Annotated in this window: 15 protein-coding genes and 1 pseudogene; 10 read left to right on the top strand and 6 right to left on the bottom strand. The window is 39.5% G+C overall.

Annotated elements, in window-relative coordinates; translation table 11 throughout:
• Window positions 1-15 precede the first annotated feature (15 nt).
• Window positions 16-642 (bottom strand): FMN-dependent NADH-azoreductase, encoded by a 627-nt coding sequence (locus L8T27_RS17775; protein ID WP_233315844.1) that lies wholly within the window; start codon window positions 640-642, stop codon window positions 16-18.
• A 214-nt stretch (window positions 643-856) separates the two neighbouring features.
• Here L8T27_RS17775 and L8T27_RS17770 point away from each other — a divergent pair, with 214 nt between their 5' ends.
• A complete protein-coding gene (locus L8T27_RS17770; RefSeq protein ID WP_233315843.1) occupies window positions 857-1,435 on the top strand; it encodes a TetR/AcrR family transcriptional regulator in 579 nt (192 codons plus the stop codon).
• Window positions 1,436-1,529: 94 nt separating this feature from the next.
• On the opposite strand, the gene L8T27_RS17765 is transcribed toward L8T27_RS17770, so the two are convergent.
• Complete coding sequence (locus L8T27_RS17765) at window positions 1,530-2,423, bottom strand: helix-turn-helix domain-containing protein (RefSeq protein ID WP_248574457.1); 894 nt, start codon at window positions 2,421-2,423, stop codon at window positions 1,530-1,532.
• A 337-nt stretch (window positions 2,424-2,760) separates the two neighbouring features.
• Between L8T27_RS17765 and L8T27_RS17760 the strand changes: the two genes are divergently transcribed.
• The gene (locus tag L8T27_RS17760; RefSeq protein ID WP_233315841.1) at window positions 2,761-2,922 is read left to right on the top strand and encodes a hypothetical protein; all 162 of its coding nucleotides are present in this window, start codon (window positions 2,761-2,763) and stop codon (window positions 2,920-2,922) included.
• A 269-nt stretch (window positions 2,923-3,191) separates the two neighbouring features.
• On the opposite strand, the gene L8T27_RS17755 is transcribed toward L8T27_RS17760, so the two are convergent.
• Window positions 3,192-4,061 (bottom strand): AraC family transcriptional regulator, encoded by an 870-nt coding sequence (locus tag L8T27_RS17755; RefSeq protein WP_237942024.1) that lies wholly within the window; start codon window positions 4,059-4,061, stop codon window positions 3,192-3,194.
• A gap of 208 nt (window positions 4,062-4,269) precedes the next feature.
• Here L8T27_RS17755 and L8T27_RS17750 point away from each other — a divergent pair, with 208 nt between their 5' ends.
• From L8T27_RS17750 to L8T27_RS17735, 4 genes are all read left to right on the top strand, one after another.
• Window positions 4,270-6,669: a hypothetical protein gene (locus tag L8T27_RS17750; protein ID WP_237942023.1), complete on the top strand. Its 2,400-nt coding sequence runs from the start codon at window positions 4,270-4,272 to the stop codon at window positions 6,667-6,669.
• Between the two features lie 5 nt (window positions 6,670-6,674).
• Entirely contained in the window at window positions 6,675-8,054 is a 1,380-nt protein-coding gene (locus L8T27_RS17745; protein WP_237942022.1) for a glycoside-pentoside-hexuronide (GPH):cation symporter, read from the top strand.
• A 291-nt stretch (window positions 8,055-8,345) separates the two neighbouring features.
• Entirely contained in the window at window positions 8,346-8,876 is a 531-nt protein-coding gene (locus tag L8T27_RS17740; RefSeq protein ID WP_233315837.1) for an RNA polymerase sigma factor, read from the top strand.
• Complete coding sequence (locus tag L8T27_RS17735; RefSeq protein WP_237942021.1) at window positions 8,836-9,738, top strand: hypothetical protein; 903 nt, start codon at window positions 8,836-8,838, stop codon at window positions 9,736-9,738. Before L8T27_RS17740 ends, L8T27_RS17735 begins: the two co-directional genes overlap by 41 nt.
• Window positions 9,739-10,005: 267 nt before the next feature.
• Here L8T27_RS17735 and L8T27_RS17730 read toward each other — a convergent pair whose 3' ends face one another.
• On the bottom strand, window positions 10,006-10,302 hold the full coding sequence (locus tag L8T27_RS17730; RefSeq protein ID WP_237942020.1) for a hypothetical protein: 297 nt from the start codon (window positions 10,300-10,302) through the stop codon (window positions 10,006-10,008).
• A 700-nt stretch (window positions 10,303-11,002) separates the two neighbouring features.
• Here L8T27_RS17730 and chvE point away from each other — a divergent pair.
• The 3 genes from chvE to mmsB all read left to right on the top strand — a co-directional run bounded on the left by chvE (window position 11,003) and on the right by mmsB (window position 14,879).
• Complete coding sequence (gene chvE, locus L8T27_RS17725) at window positions 11,003-12,082, top strand: multiple monosaccharide ABC transporter substrate-binding protein (RefSeq protein WP_233315834.1); 1,080 nt, start codon at window positions 11,003-11,005, stop codon at window positions 12,080-12,082.
• 65 nt (window positions 12,083-12,147) lie between these two features.
• Window positions 12,148-13,650 (top strand): multiple monosaccharide ABC transporter ATP-binding protein, encoded by a 1,503-nt coding sequence (gene mmsA / locus L8T27_RS17720; protein ID WP_237942019.1) that lies wholly within the window; start codon window positions 12,148-12,150, stop codon window positions 13,648-13,650.
• Window positions 13,651-13,760: 110 nt separating this feature from the next.
• Window positions 13,761-14,879 (top strand): multiple monosaccharide ABC transporter permease, encoded by a 1,119-nt coding sequence (mmsB, locus tag L8T27_RS17715; RefSeq protein ID WP_233316145.1) that lies wholly within the window; start codon window positions 13,761-13,763, stop codon window positions 14,877-14,879.
• A gap of 52 nt (window positions 14,880-14,931) precedes the next feature.
• On the opposite strand, the pseudogene L8T27_RS17710 reads toward mmsB, so the two are convergent.
• Window positions 14,932-15,953, bottom strand: a pseudogene (locus L8T27_RS17710) (zinc-binding alcohol dehydrogenase family protein).
• 122 nt (window positions 15,954-16,075) lie between these two features.
• Between L8T27_RS17710 and L8T27_RS17705 the strand changes: the two are divergent.
• Window positions 16,076-16,426 (top strand): winged helix-turn-helix transcriptional regulator, encoded by a 351-nt coding sequence (locus tag L8T27_RS17705; RefSeq protein WP_233315831.1) that lies wholly within the window; start codon window positions 16,076-16,078, stop codon window positions 16,424-16,426.
• 28 nt (window positions 16,427-16,454) lie between these two features.
• On the opposite strand, the gene L8T27_RS17700 is transcribed toward L8T27_RS17705, so the two are convergent.
• Entirely contained in the window at window positions 16,455-17,372 is a 918-nt protein-coding gene (locus tag L8T27_RS17700; protein WP_237942018.1) for an ArsR/SmtB family transcription factor, read from the bottom strand.
• Window positions 17,373-17,408: the final 36 nt, after the last annotated feature.

The raw sequence follows: 17,408 nt of genomic DNA, 5'->3' as shown, positions 1-17,408 counted from the left end.
AGCAGCCCTTTATAATTAGAATTTTGCAGCAGCAGTAGCAGCTTTAGAAACACCAGCAGCAATGATTTCTGCAGCTTGATCTGGGTTTTGGTTGTGTCCTTCAATGATAATTGTTTCAGGATTTTGTACGCCCCAGAATGCAAGGATTGTTTTTACATAACGAACTGCTAATTCAACAGAAGCAGCAGGTCCTTCAGAGTAAACGCCGCCAGCAGCGTTCAATAGCATAACTTTCTTATCGCCAACAAGGCCTTCTGGACCTTCAGCAGTGTAACGGAAAGTTTTGCCTGCTTGGCTCAAGTAGTCAAGGTATGTGTGCAATACTGCAGGCACAGTGAAGTTCCACAATGGGAAACCGAATACTACTTTATCAGCAGCAAGGAATTGATCCAAGTATTTAGTTACTAGGTCAGATGCAGCTTTTTCGCCTTCTGTTAATTCCATTCCTCTAGCAAGCTTGAACATACCGTTGATTTTGTCGTTGTCCAAGTAAGGAAGGTTTTCTTGGAAAAGATCCAATTCAGTGATTGTGTCTTCTGGATGAGTTTCTTTGTAGCTTTGCAAGAAAGCATCATATAACTGAACGCTCACTGCTTGATCAGCTGGACGTGAGTTTGCTTTTATGAATAATACGTTTGCCATTCTTAAACACCTCTATTTTAAATTTTATATATTTCTAGCAGTTATAGTTAAACGCTTATCGTTTAAACAACATGTGTTGCTTACTTTATGATAGAATATAATTATACTAGTAGCAATCGTCATTATTTTTAATATGTAGCCTAAACAACATAAGTCGAAAAATGTCGTTTAGTTCAATATATAGAACATTTTTTTACATATGGAGGTGGGGAAAATGGAAACGACCACAACAAAAAGCGACCCAAGAGTACTTAGAACGAGACAGCTTATTTTGGATGCCTTTACTGTTTTAATCCAGGAGAAGGATTTCAAAGACATAACCGTCAAGGATATCACGGAAAAAGCAACCATCAACAGAGCAACCTTTTATGCACATTTCCTCGATAAATATGAGCTGTTGGACCTGACATTACTTGATGGTTTCAGAGAAACATTGCATCAGCGTCTTTCTTGTCATGCCGTCTTCAACGAAAATTCACTGAGCAGCCTATTTTACGTGATGTGCCAATACCATCAAGAATTAAGCGGCCAATGTGCCAAAAACTATGAATCTCTCGGCGACCACTTCCAGAATAAGATGATTGAGGCAGTTTACGATGTCATCCTTCATCTTCTGGAGCATGAGACAAATCCGAAGGACGAGCATATCGCAATAGCCACCTCATTAAGCTGGGGCATTTACGGAGCGAGTTACACTTGGAATAAAGAAGGCAGAAAAAGATCTGTAGAAGAGCTTATTGAGCAGGTTGTACCGATGTGGACAAGCGGTTTAGAGCATTATTTTAAGGGATAAGTTAAAACAGAAAAAACACCGTCGATTCGGATGATATTGGCGGTGTTTTTTCTTCTATCTTAAATTAGGAATTTAGTTTTTTCCAAGTACATCTTTACATAGAAGAGAAGATATCCTGTTTTTGTTCCTTCACCATAGCTGCATACTGTTCATTTCCAAGCAGTTCAAAGATAAAAAGCGACTTCCTGTATGCCTCTTTGACAGCATCCAAGTCCTCATCCAATTCTTCTAAGCATTCTCCCCGCTGGAAATACAGCTGGCCGGCCATTGAGATATCTTCCTTTTGTTTAGTAAGAGCGATGCCGCTGTCGGCATGCTCTAAGGACCGTATATATTCTTTTTGCAGAAAGAATAATTTCGAAATATTATAATGAAGCTTAATTTGGAATTTATGCTGCTGTTTCAAAAATTCTTGATAAGAAAGGATTTTTTTATATTGCCGCAGGCTTTTCTGAAACAGGCTGTTTTCTGCATAGATGATAGCGATGCTGTTTTGAATACGGAAATCAATGAAGTCTTGCCCGAAAAGGGGATGATCATCATCGAGAAGATTCTCCAGTTCCTTGATAGCGATTCGATAATCGTATTTTTGCAGATAATAACCAGACACAATATGCACCCACGCTATCAGCTGTTCGAATTTATAGCCGAGATTTCTGTTTCCTTGCTTTCGTTCACTTTGACAAATTTCATAGGCTTCTTTATAATTTTTTTGTTTCATTAAATCTTCCAGAAGCTCTTCTGTTTCTTTAATATAATCCTCGGCATCATTTAAGAGAATTTTATATAAATATTCTAGCGTTACCTTCAAGCGAATAGAGATAATATACAGAATATCCACACTTGGATAGCCCCTGCCAGCTTCAATGCCGCTGATTGTCGCCTGTGTACAGATTCCGTCTGCAAGCTGTGTTTGTGAAAGCTTATTCAGTTTCCGCAGCCGCTTAACCTCTTCCCCAAGTGCTTTAGCGTTCAACTCTACCATCATTCTCACCATTTTATAAAAATTTTTATATTTTTTGAGGGAAATCCAGCTTTTCTGCCTCTCATTATAGCATATCCGTTGAGACAAGCTCTCATCATAAACGCACCGATTCTTCAGCCAAAGTATACTGGAAAAAAAGCGAAAGATGAGGGTGATCTTATGAAAAAACTATTTGCAGCCATTTTGTTGTTTGGTCTATTGATCTCACCATTTGGAAACATAACTCAATCCTTAGACACTTCAGTCGTTAAGGCAGCCGGACTGCCATTTGAGCATTGATAAGTTTTGCAGATATTCACCATGAGTCGCTAATCTCATTCTAAATAGGAGGTTCAACCATATGCTGTCATTGGGAAAAAAGGTCAAATATAAAGGGAGAAAATACCGAATTATACATATCTATAACTCTGGTTTCCTGGAAATAAAGGATCTTCAGCAAAACAGCTATACGGTAGAGCTTGTCAGACGGTCAGAAATTGAGCTGGTTGGTGGAACAGAATAATAGATAGTGAGCTGCTAATTTGCGGCTCTTTTTTTATGCAGTTTTGGTATCATTCGCTAAACAATGATGTTATTAATATTTCAATTATGGATTGTTTAGTTTCGTAAAAGAATTACTGGCAATTGAACCTTATGCGTATAAAGGGGACTATACAGCCGTGATTAACTGGATTTTTATGATGCACGTAATAAACTTGCATATTATGAAAAAAGGCATACTAGCTGCCAATAAATGAAAAAAAGGGAAATAAAGCCATACGAAGTTTGGCTTCATTTTTCTTTCCCCATATGCTTCTTCCGATAATTCAATGGCGAAATGTCATAAGTCTTTTTAAAAGCACTGGAAAAATATGGACCATAGCTAAAGCCGCACTGCTCTGCAACAGACTGAATTGGATAATCTGTTTTAAGGAGCAGAATTCGGGCTTGCTCTAGGCGGTACGTATTTAAATATTCCAGTGCCGTTACTTTATAGAATCTTTTCATATACTTTGCAATCGTATTTTCATGAATATTAAATTCTTTTGCCAGAATCGTGTTCGTAATTGGTTTGTGATAATGATCGCGTATATATTGGGCAACTTTTTCAGAGATAATATAGCCGCTGTCCTTTGCCATGCCTTGTGATTCTAATAGATTGATAAGAGAGAAGAAGCTGATCTGAATATCCCAGAAAGACAAATCCTTATTTTCCTTCGTGGTGGCCGCTAACAGCTGGTCTATTTTTTTATAAATTTCTTCATAATCAACTAGAGTGCATTGTTTTTGCAGGTGCAGTGTGTAACTGTGATTATGGAAATGCAATGCTGGGATGGGAATCGTTGATTCTAGCTTCACAGGTTGATTTTCTTCTGTATAGTAGCTGTTTGTATAGAAATGCAGCCAATAAAACTCTGTCTCCTCATCTGTCGGAATGGTGGAGAAATGGTGTTTGAAGGGCAGTAAGAGCAGCATCTCATTCTTATTAACTATAAATTCTTTCTTATTCTCCGTTAAATACAGCCGGCCTTTCTTCACAAGAATAATATCAAAATACTCCAATTCGCTTCTGTCCGGATGGCTTGTTCCTTTTTCATATAACGTTATATTGCCTTCAATAAAGATAGGAAAGGGTGGTACAGCGATTGAAACTATTTCCATCCAACTCACCTCTTTCTCTAAAAAAATTTTGTAAATCGAGTGAAATATCTTAAAAAATGATTAGAATCCTTTATGTTCAATGATAATTTATTTTGTTATATTTTAGTGGCGATATTAAAAGTTAGCGCTTTCAACTTATTATACCTTCAAAAACACCGTTGCGGGATAGGAAATTACCACAGTATTTTAAATAAAGGAGGTATTTTTTATGGAGAATAACCATTTTACATTAGAAATTTCACCGAGTGGAAATTTAACAAATTTAGTTTTAACAGAAGATACACATCAAATGAATTGGGTCATTGACTCAAACTATCTTACGCAAACAGGATATGAAGAAAAAGATAAATTATTTGGGAGCTTTTCACTGACAGTTGACGGTATGAAGCTTACTAGTGCAGATACAGTCCCAACAATTATAAGAGAAGCGGCCCAAGCTTTAGTCACATACACCTTTGAACAGATAGAAGTCATCATGAAGTACGATTTAAAGCAAGCTGAAGACAATCTCGTCTGGAATATAACGATGAAAAACCTGGAAGCGAAGGAAGTGAATATTTCCGATTTTGCCATCTGGTCTTCCTTTTCTTACGTGATGTTCCGCAAGAATGACCTTAATCAGCAAACCAATCATTCTGCGGCTGTATTTACTTCTATCTCTGCCGATTATTCGAAGCTGGCATGTATTCGCAGAAGTAATGAAGCCCCGCATTTAGGTATGTTTCAAACAAAAGGACAAACATTATCGGTAGGAACATACTGTGCGTATAATAATCTCTTTTTTGAAAGCGTTTCCCCATCTCTTGATGGTCTGCTTTTTCACCAATTAATCTTGGCAGGGGGATATCCAGATAGTTTTGAGAATGCCGATTGGTTATACAACAAAACTGACTTTGCGCTGTCTGGCTTAAGTGAGAAGGAATGGGAATACAAGCTGCAATCATTTGAAAGTCAGCAGGACTTCTATCAAATTGGCCAAGAGCAGCACGGCCATCCTGTTTTTAACTTTGAGCCCCTTGCGATAGCAGGTAAATATTATGATTTTTCGGTACAGCTGCCTGACAACAAGTATTTAACAGATGCCTATATCGAGTATTTGGACTGGAATGGCAACCGAAAGAAAGAAAATATTGTCGGTAAAATTAAACGCATGAAACAAACATACGCTGGGAAGCTGCTGTTCACTGTACCTGGCGAACATAAAATTACGATTGAAATAGATGACCAGTCTTTTGACAGCATTATCTTAAATGTAATGGAGCCAATCAAAACCATCATTGAAAATCGCTCCCGCTATATTAGCGATGTGTTATTTAATGGAGCAGACAGCGAAAATCCTTACAGCTATTCGCCGCTATCTAATCAAGGTGAGTCATTAGGAAAATTAAGCTTAGTATTGAAAAATAACCTGCTTGGTAAAGTGAATGCGAAAGAAGTACAGCAAGTAGAAGCAAGCTGCGTTCATTATATTCGTGAAAAATGGTTCGAAAACGGTGAGTTTACAAAGCCTGTTTACCTTTATGGCGACTTCTATCGCTGCATGGATTTCGAATATATAGCCCATGTTTTCTATCTTCTTTCCCAGTTCGATCAAGATATTTTGCAGCTGAATGAGCCAGATACCTATTTATCTTGGGCTGCCGACGTGTTCTCTTTAAGAGTAAACCCTGATCTCCACAATACGCCAAGAGGAAAAGAAGAAGCGCAAATGTTAGGGGTGTTTTTCTTATACATTGACGAATTAATGGCAGAGCTGAAAAATCGCGGACTAACAGAAAAATATGAAGAAATCAGCGCACTATGGACTAACATAGCACAGACTGTAGCTAAAGACAGCTCGACATATAAAGCGGCCGTCACAGAGCATTTCTATGATAATGCCGGATTTGGACCAGCTGCAGGAGCGTTGGCAAGCACAAAACATCATAACGCTGCAAAACGATATGGAGAATTAGTGCTTGCGAATGTTGGCTTTTCTAATGACTTCCGCGCCCAAAGCCCTGACCGCTGGTGGGAGGCATTATCTTATATGATTCATTCCCTTTGGGGAGGAGTTACAGCAGCTGCCTGCTTGAAAGTTTACGAGGAATTACAGGATATCCGCTACTTAAAAGCGGCATACCGGGCAACAATCGGGATTCTTTACTGCTATGACACGAATGCAAAAGCAACAGATACGAAACTAACTACTGGAGAGGCTGCTTCCACTTACAGCATTGCTGGTCCTCATATAAACAGGCCAGACCTGTCTCGCAATCGCTTTGGTCAATCAACCTTCTTCCGAGATGGCGGTATATTTACCCGCTTATTTACAAAAGAAGAAGAGACAGCGGATTGGGATATGGGGGAAGAGCTGGTTGCCTATTTAGACGGATTCGGCAAGAAGACATTCTTGTATGAGGAAGACGGTAAAATCGCTGTTGTGAATGGTTCTATTGAAGATACAGAGGATGGACTGTTAATCACAAGCTATGCCCCATACCCGTCTGAATATTATTTTTATGAAAAAGACTTACACTTCGTTTCAGAAAACGGCCGATTAATGCCGCAAATTTTGTTAGTAGATGGACAGTTCAAAGCGAAAGAACAATTACTGACTAGGGAGTGAGTGAGATGGAACAAAGCAGCACAGCTAAACAGTTACCAGAAAATAATATCGATGATAATAATTCAAAAATGCCCCTAAAACGCGTGTTAGCTTATGCAAGTACAGATACAGCCGGAAATTTGCTTTATTGTACGCTTACTAGTTTTATCATGTATTTTTATACCGATGTCTTTGGGATTTCTATTGCAGCAACAGGAACAATATTGCTGGTTGCCCGGATATTCGATGCATTAGATGCACCTATTTGGGGATTAATCATCGACCATACGAACACAAAACACGGAAAGAACCGCCCGTATTGGCTCTGGCTGGCCGTTCCTTTTGGTGTCATGTTCTTTTTAACATTTTTAGCTCCAGACTTATCGGGAAATGCGAAGGTAATTTACGCTTTAATCACCTATATTCTAATGGGGATTGTCTACACAGGAATTGCCACACCAATTACAGCAATTTTGCCGAACTTAACAAATAACTCCAATGAGCGTGTGCGCTTAAATTCATGGAGAAGCAATGGCGGCATGATCGGTTATTTAATTACTGCGTCCTTCACTCTGCCGCTTGTAGCCTTTTTTGGAAACGGAAACGATAAACTAGGCTTCCAAGTAACGGTTGGAATTTACGCTGTTATAGCAATTGCTTTAATGCTGTTCGCCTTCGCAGGAACAAAGGAAATCAATACAAAAACAATCAAATCCATCCCAATTCGCCAAAGCTTCAGAGCAGTTAAAGGAAATTGGCCATGGATAACATTAGTGCTTGCCTTCATCTTTTATTGGTTAGGCAACACATCAAGAACATCGACATTAATCTATTACTCTCAGTACAATTTGGATCAAAAATCTTTAGCATCCATACTAAATGGATTGGTCGTTTTCCAAATGATTTCAATCACGATTATTCCATTTATCGTGAAGAAATTTTTGAAAACGCACACACAAATCTTAGGCTTTGCTGTAGCAGCAATCGGTCAAATAATTATTGCCTTCGCAGGAGCAAGTACGTCGATGATTATCTTTGGCTGGGTTATTGCTTCACTAGGAACAGGAATCGCCGTTACCTTGCCGTTTGCCATGCTGTCTGACACAGTCGACTATGGCGAATGGAAAACAGGTATCCGTGCCAGCGGCTTCCTAACAGCAATCGGCAGCTCCTTCTGTATCAAAATCGGAGCAGGATTAGGCAGCTTTATTCCATCTATCATTATGGATAAAGCAGGCTATGTAGCCAACGCCACCCAAACAGCTTCCTCACTTGCAGCGATTAAGTTCTGCTTCACATGGCTGCCGGCAATCTTCTTTATAGTTGGAGCAGTAATTATGCTTAATTATAAAAAGTATGAGAAGAATGAGGAGAAGGTTCGGAATGAGTTGTTGTTGAAGCGGTAAATAGAATAATAGTAGGAGCTTAAGTAGAACAGCGATGTTTTTACTTAGGCTCTTTTTTCTGTTTCCGTAGTCATAACTATGTTTAGGTTCATTGAGAGTATCGTAATCCCTTCATAGAAAATAGGGAGCGCATAGGTGGAGAATTAGTGATAGAATAACCTAGTTTTCTTATAATAAAGTTTCTGGGAAATAATTGCTGGTATGTTTTTTTAAAAAAGTGGAACCTTTTCGATATTAAATACATCCTACACTTGAAAAACAAAATGAACAAAACAATAAGGAGAGGAACTCTTGGATAAGAAGGAAGTATTGGAAGTATGGATAGATAAATATGCGCAACGTCTCGTTAGGCTTGCCTATACATATGTAAGAGATTATTTAAAGGCGGAAGACCAAGTACAAGAAGCGTTTATTAAGGCGTTTCATTCGATGGATCAATTAAAGAATAAAGAAGAGCCTTTTTCTTGGCTTGCACGAATTGTTATTAACGAATGTAAGAGTACTTATAGAAAATCTTTACGGGAGGTTATATCGGATTTTATTCCTGAAAGAAAGCAGGAAAGCAGTGAGGATGCATATCTTCAAAGCGTGAAGGAAGAAGAGATACATAATGCCGTCAATGAACTACCGAAGCACTATAGTCTACCAATAACGCTTTTTTATTTTGAAGAGCTGGCCATTCAGGAAATTTCTCAAATTTTAAATCTTAATATAGGTACAGTAAAATCCAGACTTGCTCGTGGTCGGCAATTATTAAGCAGGAAAATCAAGGAGGATGGATATGGAGGAAAAAGAGTTAAGATCAGCAAAAATGCACTTTAATCATAAGGTGAACATGGAGAAGTTTAAAATAGAAACATTTGAGAAATTAGATCAAAGTAAACAAAAGAAGCTAGAGGTTAAACGAAAGAAAAAATATCCTATGTGGATGATGGCTGTTGCTGCTTCAATAATAATTATTGGTACAGCAATAAATTTCGGAGGTACATATATTGCCGATGCCGCAGAGACATTAATCAACCAACTATTTGGTTCCAAAGAACAGTTTGAAGAAGCTTATCCTAATGAGAGCAGTGAAGAGATTGACATCTTTGAGCAGACCTTAGCGATAGCGAAAGAAAATTTAACAGAAGAAGAGTTTAACCAATATACTCAATTATTAAAAGAACAGACTGAGATTTTTACTAAGGTAGAAAAAGAAGATAGAGAGTATCCTAATGAGGAAGAAGAAAAGAAACTAGACAAAATTCAAGCATCGATGCGAACTTATGAAAATAAAATTATACCAATACAAGCCAAACAGCTGGCAAGCTTCGATTTTATTCAACCAACATTTATACCTGAAGGCTATAAACAAGTCGGTGAAAACTACGATTTAGATAATTTAAAAGAAGAACCAGTTTTTTCAATAGAATATAGCAATGGAAAGTCAGATTTTTGGATACAACAAATAAAAATTGGTCAAAAAGTTGATATGGAATCAAAGGAAGCCGGTTTTTTCGAAAAATCGGAATCATATTCTTTAAATGGATATCATTTTGATTATGTTCCCTCTAAAGTGGATTGGCCGTTGAATGGTATGCGGGTCAGTTTCCCAGAAGAAGGGTACAAAGTCATAGTCCTCGCGCATGACTTGTCAAAAGAAGAATTGGAAAAAGTGTCTCTATCTATGATAGAAAAGTAATGGAGATTCGAAGACTAATTGATATTTAAAGGTTGGAAGCGACTGTGAAATAGAAGCAGTCGTTTTTTCATTTTTGAAGCAGCTGAGCAGTTTGAAAATATAAAGCTCCTGACATATAGCTATTCTTCCTCTTAATGCAATACTGTTCGCATTCATAATCTATTGGAGTATTGCTACTGCTCATAGTATTATCATGCTTCTAAAATCAGCATCAGGGTTATTGTATTCTTACTAGAATCCAGTTAATTTAAGCCAGCATAAACACTACTACCCCCTAAACTTCTCCTGTTTCCTTCTGCAATAATCAACAAACTCTCCCCAGCTTTCACCATTAAGGATAGTCGGTTGCTTTGTTTTAATTCTCCACATCCCGCTGCCGGGATTATTTCGTTTAGCCTCCAGTATCCCTTCGTGACAATACTTTCTGATTACTTCTGGAGGTAACTGCAAAATTTTAGCTGCATGTGTCACTTTTATATAATCTGGTAAAGGAACATCCGGTTCTAATTTTCCGTGTGAATTAATAGTGCTAGCTTTCATTTCTTCATTAAAATTAAGCTTCATTTCATTCACCCTTTTCCTACTGCTAATTTTAATTCTCTATTTCTATAAGTCTCTTAAACTCCTAAAAATTTGTCTTTATAAGGCTCATCTTATTTTTTTGCGTTTATACATAATCTATTATCTTAAACTTCCATTTTTTCTCCTGTAAGGAATTGGTGGCAGATGTTGAAAAGCAATAAGCAAAACACAATCATTTTTCATGACCAACTCTCTTTTTTTATCTTTATGTCATCAGGAAGCCCTTTTATATGAATTTCTATATACACTATTATATTAATACAATTTCACAGCAGGAATATTTCAAAAAAGAAACAGCTTATTTTAGAATTGAAACTGCTCTTTCATCCGTTTCTGAAATCCAGAAAATTCACCTTCATATGAATATCGAAAGTCTCAAATCATGAGCATCCTTAAGTAAATATTATTAACCATAGAATTAGCTGAAACTCTGCAGCTGTTAAAACTATCAATTTCCAATCCAACTTTTCCACTCCCTGTCCCGCACACCGGAAAAAATAAACTGGCATATTCCAAAATGGTGGCACATAGCAATATTATTGGGCTTTCGTCGGAGAGATAAGCTCCTTTTTTAGAGATTCAAATGAAAGCGTATACTTGCTTGCGAGAGTCTTTAAAAAAGACAAGTATGGCACCAAGCACAGAAGGCCCAAGAAATAGACATATGGGAAGGGGTTCACGGATGAAGAAGCTTTTATCTGTAATTTTAGCTGCTGTTTTATTGTTTGCGCTGGCTGCCTGTTCGGGGGGCGGCGGAGGCGGTGAGGATGAAAAGGGCTTTGTTGGTGTCAGCATGCCTACGAAATCATCTGAGCGCTGGATTAGTGATGGTAAGTATATGAAGGAAGAGTTTGAGAAGAAAGGCTATAAGGTTGATCTTCAATATGCAGAGGATGTTGTGGAAAACCAGGTTTCCCAGATTGAAAACATGATTACAAAGGGTGTAAATGTGCTTGTTATTGCAGCGATTGACGGCGAGGCGCTGACAAATGTTTTAGAAAAGGCGCATAAGCAGGAAATTAAAGTAATTGCCTATGACCGTTTGATTAAAAAGAGTGAGTATGTCGATTATTATGCTACATTTGATAACTTCCAGGTTGGTGTGCTGCAAGGCAGCTATATAGAAGAGCAGCTTGGCTTGAAGGATGGCGAAGGCCCATTTAATGTGGAGCTGTTTGGCGGTTCTCCTGATGATAATAATGCGTATTTCTTCTTTGATGGGGCGATGTCTATCTTACAGCCTTATATTGATTCAGGCAAGCTTGTTGTTCAAAGCGGACAGACGAAGTTTGAGCAAGGTGCAACATTAAGATGGGATGGAGCGACAGCTCAAGCACGGATGGATAACTTGTTGAGTGCTCATTATACGAAGGAAAATGTGGATGCAGTCTTATCTCCGTATGACGGGATCAGCATCGGTATTATCGCGTCCTTAAAAGGTGTCGGCTATGGTACAGCAGATAAGCCGCTGCCAGTCGTGACTGGACAGGATGCAGAATTGGCGTCTGTTAAGTCCATCATTGCAGGCGAGCAAACACAAACCGTCTTTAAGGATACGAGAGAGTTAGCGAAGAAAGCAGTTGAAATGTCAGAGGCTGTTTTGAATGGTGAAGAAGCGGAAGTCAATGATACAGAAACATATGATAATGGCGTTAAGGTTGTTCCTGCTTATCTATTAGAGCCAGTGTCAGTTGATAAGGAAAACTATCAAGAAATTGTTATCGACAGCGGCTATTATGATGAGTCTGAATTGAACAACTAAAACTATTTCGGCAGTTCCTCTTCATTAAAGGGGAACTGCCGCAAGTAAGAAAGGGGGAGGACAGCATGGGGAATATTCTCGAAATGAGAAATATTACGAAGGAATTTCCCGGCGTCAAGGCGCTTGATGATGTGAACTTGAAGGTTGAAGCAGGCGAGATTCACGCATTATGCGGCGAAAATGGAGCGGGAAAATCAACGCTCATGAAGGTGCTGAGCGGTGTGTATCCTCATGGCACATATGCAGGAGATATTCTCTTTCAAGATGATGTCTGTATGTTTAAAGACATAAAGAGCAGTGAAAGCTTAGGGATTGTTATCATTCACCAAGAGCTTGCCCTGATACCAGAGCTGTCGATTGCAGAAAATATTTTCTTAGGAAATGAACAGGCGAAAGCTGGTGTTATCAATTGGAATGAGACCGTAGTAAAAGCAAGAGAGCTATTGAAGAAGGTCGGCCTGTCTGAAAATCCGAATACACTCATATCACAAATTGGTGTCGGCAAGCAGCAGCTTGTGGAGATTGCTAAAGCTCTGTCGAAGGATGTTAAGCTGTTGATTTTGGACGAACCTACAGCGGCGCTAAATGAAGAAGAAAGCGAAAATTTGCTGCAGCTGCTGCTTTCCTTTAAGAAAGAAGGTATGACGAGCATCATGATTTCCCATAAATTGAACGAAGTCTCAAAGGTTGCTGACAGCATTACTATCATCAGGGATGGAAGGACAATTGAGACATTGAAATGGGAGGAAGTCTCAGAGGACAGAATCATTAAAGGCATGGTCGGCAGGGAGCTGACGAACCGCTATCCAGACAGAACGCCGAAGATTGGCGAAACCATTCTTGAGGTGAAGGATTGGGAAGTGCTGCAAAGTGACAGGAAAGTCATCGACAAGATTAATATGCATATTAAAAAAGGTGAAATCGTCGGGATTGCTGGGGTAATGGGCTCTGGAAGGACCGAATTTGCAATGAGCATTTTCGGCAGGTCGTTCGGCACGAAAATCTCTGGCCAGCTTTATAAGGATGGCAAAGAAATCACTCTCAAAAATGTTCCAGAAGCTATTGAGAATGGACTGGCTTACGTGACAGAAGATCGAAAGAATTATGGACTTATTTTAATAGAAGATATTAAACAAAATATATCGCTGCCTAACTTAAAAAAGCTTTCAAAATTCACTGTTTTGAATGAGCAAGTGGAAGTGAAAGAAGCGGAAAACTATCGAAGGAAGATGAATATTAAAACACCGTCGATTCTGCAAAAGACAGGGAATTTAAGTGGCGGCAACCAGCAGAAGGTTGTGTTAAGCAAGTGGATTTATGCAGAGCCAGATATCCTCATCCTCGACGAACCGACAAGAGGGATTGATGTTGGCGCGAAATATGAGATTTATACAATCATTAACCAGCTTGCCGAAGAAGGCAAAGGCATTCTTCTTATTTCCTCGGAGATGCCAGAGCTGTTAGGAATGTGTGACAGAATTTATGTGATGAACGAAGGCAGGATAAAGGGAGAGCTAGAAGCAGCGGAAGCGACACAGGAAAGCATCATGAAATATATCACAAGCTGATATTTTCCTATAGTAGGGAAGGGGGAATTAAGGTGAATACACCGTTGGAAGATTATCGAAATAAAGGCTCTGTGTTATCACTGATTCAGAGTAATTTACGCCAATATGGAATGTTTACCGCATTAGTGCTTATTATGATATTGTTTCAAGTTTTAACAGAGGGAATTCTGCTGCGGCCGCTGAATATCACCAATCTGATTTTGCAGAACAGCTATATTCTCGTCCTTGCAATTGGGATGGTCCTTGTTATTATTACAGGCCATATCGATTTGTCAGTCGGTTCTGTTGCTGCCTTTGTTGGCGCCATTTCTGGAATATTAATTATCAACCATGATATGCCCGTCTTTTTGGCCGTTATTCTTTCCTTATTAGTAGGCGCAGTAATCGGTGCATGGCAAGGCTTCTGGGTTGCATATGTCAAGATTCCCGCCTTTATCGTCACACTTGCAGGGATGCTTCTGTTCAGAGGCTTGACGATGCTTGTCCTTAAAGGCAAGTCAGTTGCGCCATATCCACAGTCTTTCCAGGATATCAGCTCAGGCTTTATTCCTGATATTTTTGGCGGCAGCACCTTGCATATGCTCACAATCGTCGCGGGCATTGTCTTTTCAATTATTTATTTGCTGCTTGAAGTACGAAATCGCCGAACACAGCTTCGTTATGATTTTGAAGTTTCTTCAAAAGGACTGTTTATCACGAAAATAGCCGCTGTGATTGTTTTGATTAATGTGTTCACATATGTATTAGCAACATATGAAGGGATACCAATGATTCTAATTATCCTGATTGCTTTAGTTGCTATCTACAGCTTTGTGATGAAGAAAACTGTAATGGGCAGACATATTTATGCGATCGGCGGCAACGAAAAGGCTGCAAGTCTTTCTGGAATCAAAACAAAGAAAGCTACTTTCTGGGTGTTTGTGAATATGGGTGTTCTTGCTGCACTGTCTGGCTTGATTTTCGCAGCAAGGCTTAACGCTGCAACACCAAAAGCCGGGAACCTGTTCGAGCTGGATGCAATCGCAGCCTGCTTCATCGGCGGTGCGTCCGCATATGGCGGAATCGGCACAGTCGGCGGGGCCATTGTCGGCGGTCTTGTTATGGGTGTAATGAATAATGGTATGTCCATCATCGGCCTTGGGATCGACTGGCAGCAGGCCATTAAAGGACTTGTGCTGCTGATTGCGGTTGCTTTTGATATTTATAATAAGAATAAATTAGCATCGTAAATGCTTAAAACCCAAGCTCTAGTAGAGCTCGGGTTTTTGCTTTTATGAGTGATTATGCAAAGTCCTCTAACACTATTTTTCCTATTGTTTTTCCAGACTCGACTAAAGCATGTGCCTTCCTAATATTTTCAGCATGAATAGGAGACAATGTCTTCTTTAATGTTGTTTTAAAAACACCTATATCAATTAGCTCACTCAAATGGTTTAAAAGCTGTTGCTGTTTCTCCATATCTTCTGTTTCATACATAGATCGTGTGAACATAAACTCCCAAACAAATGTAGCACTTTTATTTTTTAACACATTTAAATCAAGAGGCTGGGCATTTTCTACAATGGAACAAATCATTCCTTGTGGTTTAATGGCATCTGCCATGGCTAGCCAATGCTGGTCAGTATTATTCAAGCATAGAAGAAATCAACATTTTCCATGCCATGCTGTTTCAATTGTTCCTGAAAGGAATGATGATGGTTCATAACAAAGTCTGCTCCCAGTTCTTTGACCCAATCGCTTGTACTTTGACGAGAGGCGGTGGCAATGACAGTAAGACCGGCCCATTTAGCAAGCTGAATCGCGATAGAACCAACTCCGCCAGCTCCGCCGATTATTAGAATGGTCTTTTGTTTGTTGTTTTCCTTGTCACTAGCTTCAATGGCTAATCTGTCGAATAAAGCTTCCCATGCTGTAATCGAGGTAAGCGGCAATGCTGCCGATTCGGCAAAAGTTAATGTGTGCGGTTTTTTGCCGACAATCCTTTCATCCACTAAATGGAATTCGCTGTAAGTTCCTGGACGGATAAGGCTACCGGAATAATAGACTTCATCACCGACTTGGAAATCGTGACAATCTTCTCCTGTTTCAACGACCACGCCACTTGCGTCCCAGCCAAGAATCTTTGGCTGTTCTTCTGTTTTTGATTTTGGGGAGCGCACCTTTACATCAACAGGATTTATCGATACAGCCTTGACCTTAACAAGCAAATCCCTTCCTGTTGCACGAGGCTTCGGCAGCTCTACATCAAACAAACTTTCTTCATCCTCAATAGGCAAATATTTTAATAGTCCAACAGCTTTCATACTAATGACAACTCCTTTAATCTTTGTTAATTGAAATTATAGGATGATAATCAAAATAATGTAAGAAGGCACATTTATGTTGTATAGTATCATTAATGTTACTAACTGTGAGGTGAGCTTTTATGCGAAACAGAAAAAGCGGGTATGGATGTCCAGAAGGATGTCCTGTCGAATCAACTCTTGATGTGATAGGGGGAAAGTGGAAGGGAGTAATTCTTTATTACCTCCTAGAAGATAAAAAACGATTTAATGAATTGCGGCGCCTGATGCCGGGAATTACTCAGAGAATCTTATCCCTCCAGCTAAGCGAGCTTGAAAAAGATGGAATTATTCACCGTGAGGTTTTTCCAGAGGTTCCTCCAAGAGTGGAATATTCCATGACAGAGTTTGGCAGAACATTAGAGCCAATTATCACCCAAATGAAGGACTGGGGCGATAAATACAAATCAAGAATCGAAAGCGTCAAAGAATAATAAAAGCGGGCAGAAAACCCCGCCCCCATCACTCCGGCAATACTTCCTCATAAAGAATCCGCGCCGTGATATCCTGTTCATAATTCCCAAAGCTTCTGCCGTAAAGGGTCAGGCCGCCAACTGTGCCTTCATCTGTGACAGCAAACTTCAACTTGATGTCAGGATGGTCTTGCAAACCGACATCCTCAATGGTTACATCAGAAATGCGGCAGCCATCAATAAATGTACCGCTTTTATTGATGCGCAAGAGCTTTAACAGCCCATACTGATTCAAGTGAGGCGGCCACCAGCTTGGGTTGCAGGCGCCTTTCGTTCCGCCGAAATCTCCTGGTGAATTCCAATAGCCCAGCTCGACATTATTTAAAGAAAAGAAGATATCAGAAGGCCAGTCATTATTATAGAAGGGCGCTTCTGAGCTGATTTCAAAAATGAATTGGATTTCTTTGAACTGTTGATTTTTCTTTAAATAGTTAGGAATTCGGTATTCTAGATAGCCTTTCTTCAGCCAGACGATATCGGCATGAATATGGTCAGGGTCGGCAAAGTAGCGGGGGTTGTCAAACTCGCCGATGATGCTGTCCTTTGTCGCAAGACCGCAGGTTGGATCTGCGGCATAATCACAGTAATGACCGACCTTTATTTCATATTCGTAAAAGTTCTCCACCCCCTTGTCCTGCAGCTCGATTGTGAGGACATCTTCATTTAAATAACAGATTTTCTGGATTCCATGCTTGCCCCCTGCAGTTGTTATGTCAATCAGCCCGCTTTCCTCGAGCTTTTTTATATGCATTGTTACCGCTCCGTTCGAGAGCTGGAGCTTTTGGGCGATGTCGTTTAAATTTAAACTTTGATTTCTTTGCAAAAGGGTTAAGATTTCAAGGCGGATTTCAGAGCTTAACGCTTTGTAAATATTTAAGCCAGACCGGAGATCTTTTATATGTATCATCGATATTACCTTCTTTCTAAATAGTAAGCAGGCTTG

Source organism: Niallia sp. Man26 (assembly GCF_022049065.2).
Classification (GTDB): domain Bacteria; phylum Bacillota; class Bacilli; order Bacillales; family Cytobacillaceae; genus Niallia.
The sequence above is the reverse complement of the archived record's forward strand: the minus strand, read 5'-3'. Positions and strand labels throughout refer to the sequence as shown.

What these genes read in the sequence shown, in the direction of transcription:
- L8T27_RS17705 (WP_233315831.1), top strand. Translation starts at nt 16,076, where the DNA reads ATGCGAAACAGAAAAAGCGGGTATGGATGTCCAGAAGGATGTCCTGTC.
- L8T27_RS17765 (WP_248574457.1), bottom strand. Translation starts at nt 2,423, where the DNA reads ATGATGGTAGAGTTGAACGCTAAAGCACTTGGGGAAGAGGTTAAGCGG.
- L8T27_RS17755 (WP_237942024.1), bottom strand. Translation starts at nt 4,061, where the DNA reads ATGGAAATAGTTTCAATCGCTGTACCACCCTTTCCTATCTTTATTGAA.
- L8T27_RS17760 (WP_233315841.1), top strand. Translation starts at nt 2,761, where the DNA reads ATGCTGTCATTGGGAAAAAAGGTCAAATATAAAGGGAGAAAATACCGA.
- L8T27_RS17745 (WP_237942022.1), top strand. Translation starts at nt 6,675, where the DNA reads ATGGAACAAAGCAGCACAGCTAAACAGTTACCAGAAAATAATATCGAT.
- L8T27_RS17730 (WP_237942020.1), bottom strand. Translation starts at nt 10,302, where the DNA reads ATGAAGCTTAATTTTAATGAAGAAATGAAAGCTAGCACTATTAATTCA.
- L8T27_RS17750 (WP_237942023.1), top strand. Translation starts at nt 4,270, where the DNA reads ATGGAGAATAACCATTTTACATTAGAAATTTCACCGAGTGGAAATTTA.
- L8T27_RS17770 (WP_233315843.1), top strand. Translation starts at nt 857, where the DNA reads ATGGAAACGACCACAACAAAAAGCGACCCAAGAGTACTTAGAACGAGA.
- L8T27_RS17700 (WP_237942018.1), bottom strand. Translation starts at nt 17,372, where the DNA reads ATGATACATATAAAAGATCTCCGGTCTGGCTTAAATATTTACAAAGCG.
- chvE (WP_233315834.1), top strand. Translation starts at nt 11,003, where the DNA reads ATGAAGAAGCTTTTATCTGTAATTTTAGCTGCTGTTTTATTGTTTGCG.
- mmsB (WP_233316145.1), top strand. Translation starts at nt 13,761, where the DNA reads ATGTTTACCGCATTAGTGCTTATTATGATATTGTTTCAAGTTTTAACA.
- mmsA (WP_237942019.1), top strand. Translation starts at nt 12,148, where the DNA reads ATGGGGAATATTCTCGAAATGAGAAATATTACGAAGGAATTTCCCGGC.
- L8T27_RS17775 (WP_233315844.1), bottom strand. Translation starts at nt 642, where the DNA reads ATGGCAAACGTATTATTCATAAAAGCAAACTCACGTCCAGCTGATCAA.
- L8T27_RS17735 (WP_237942021.1), top strand. Translation starts at nt 8,836, where the DNA reads ATGGAGGAAAAAGAGTTAAGATCAGCAAAAATGCACTTTAATCATAAG.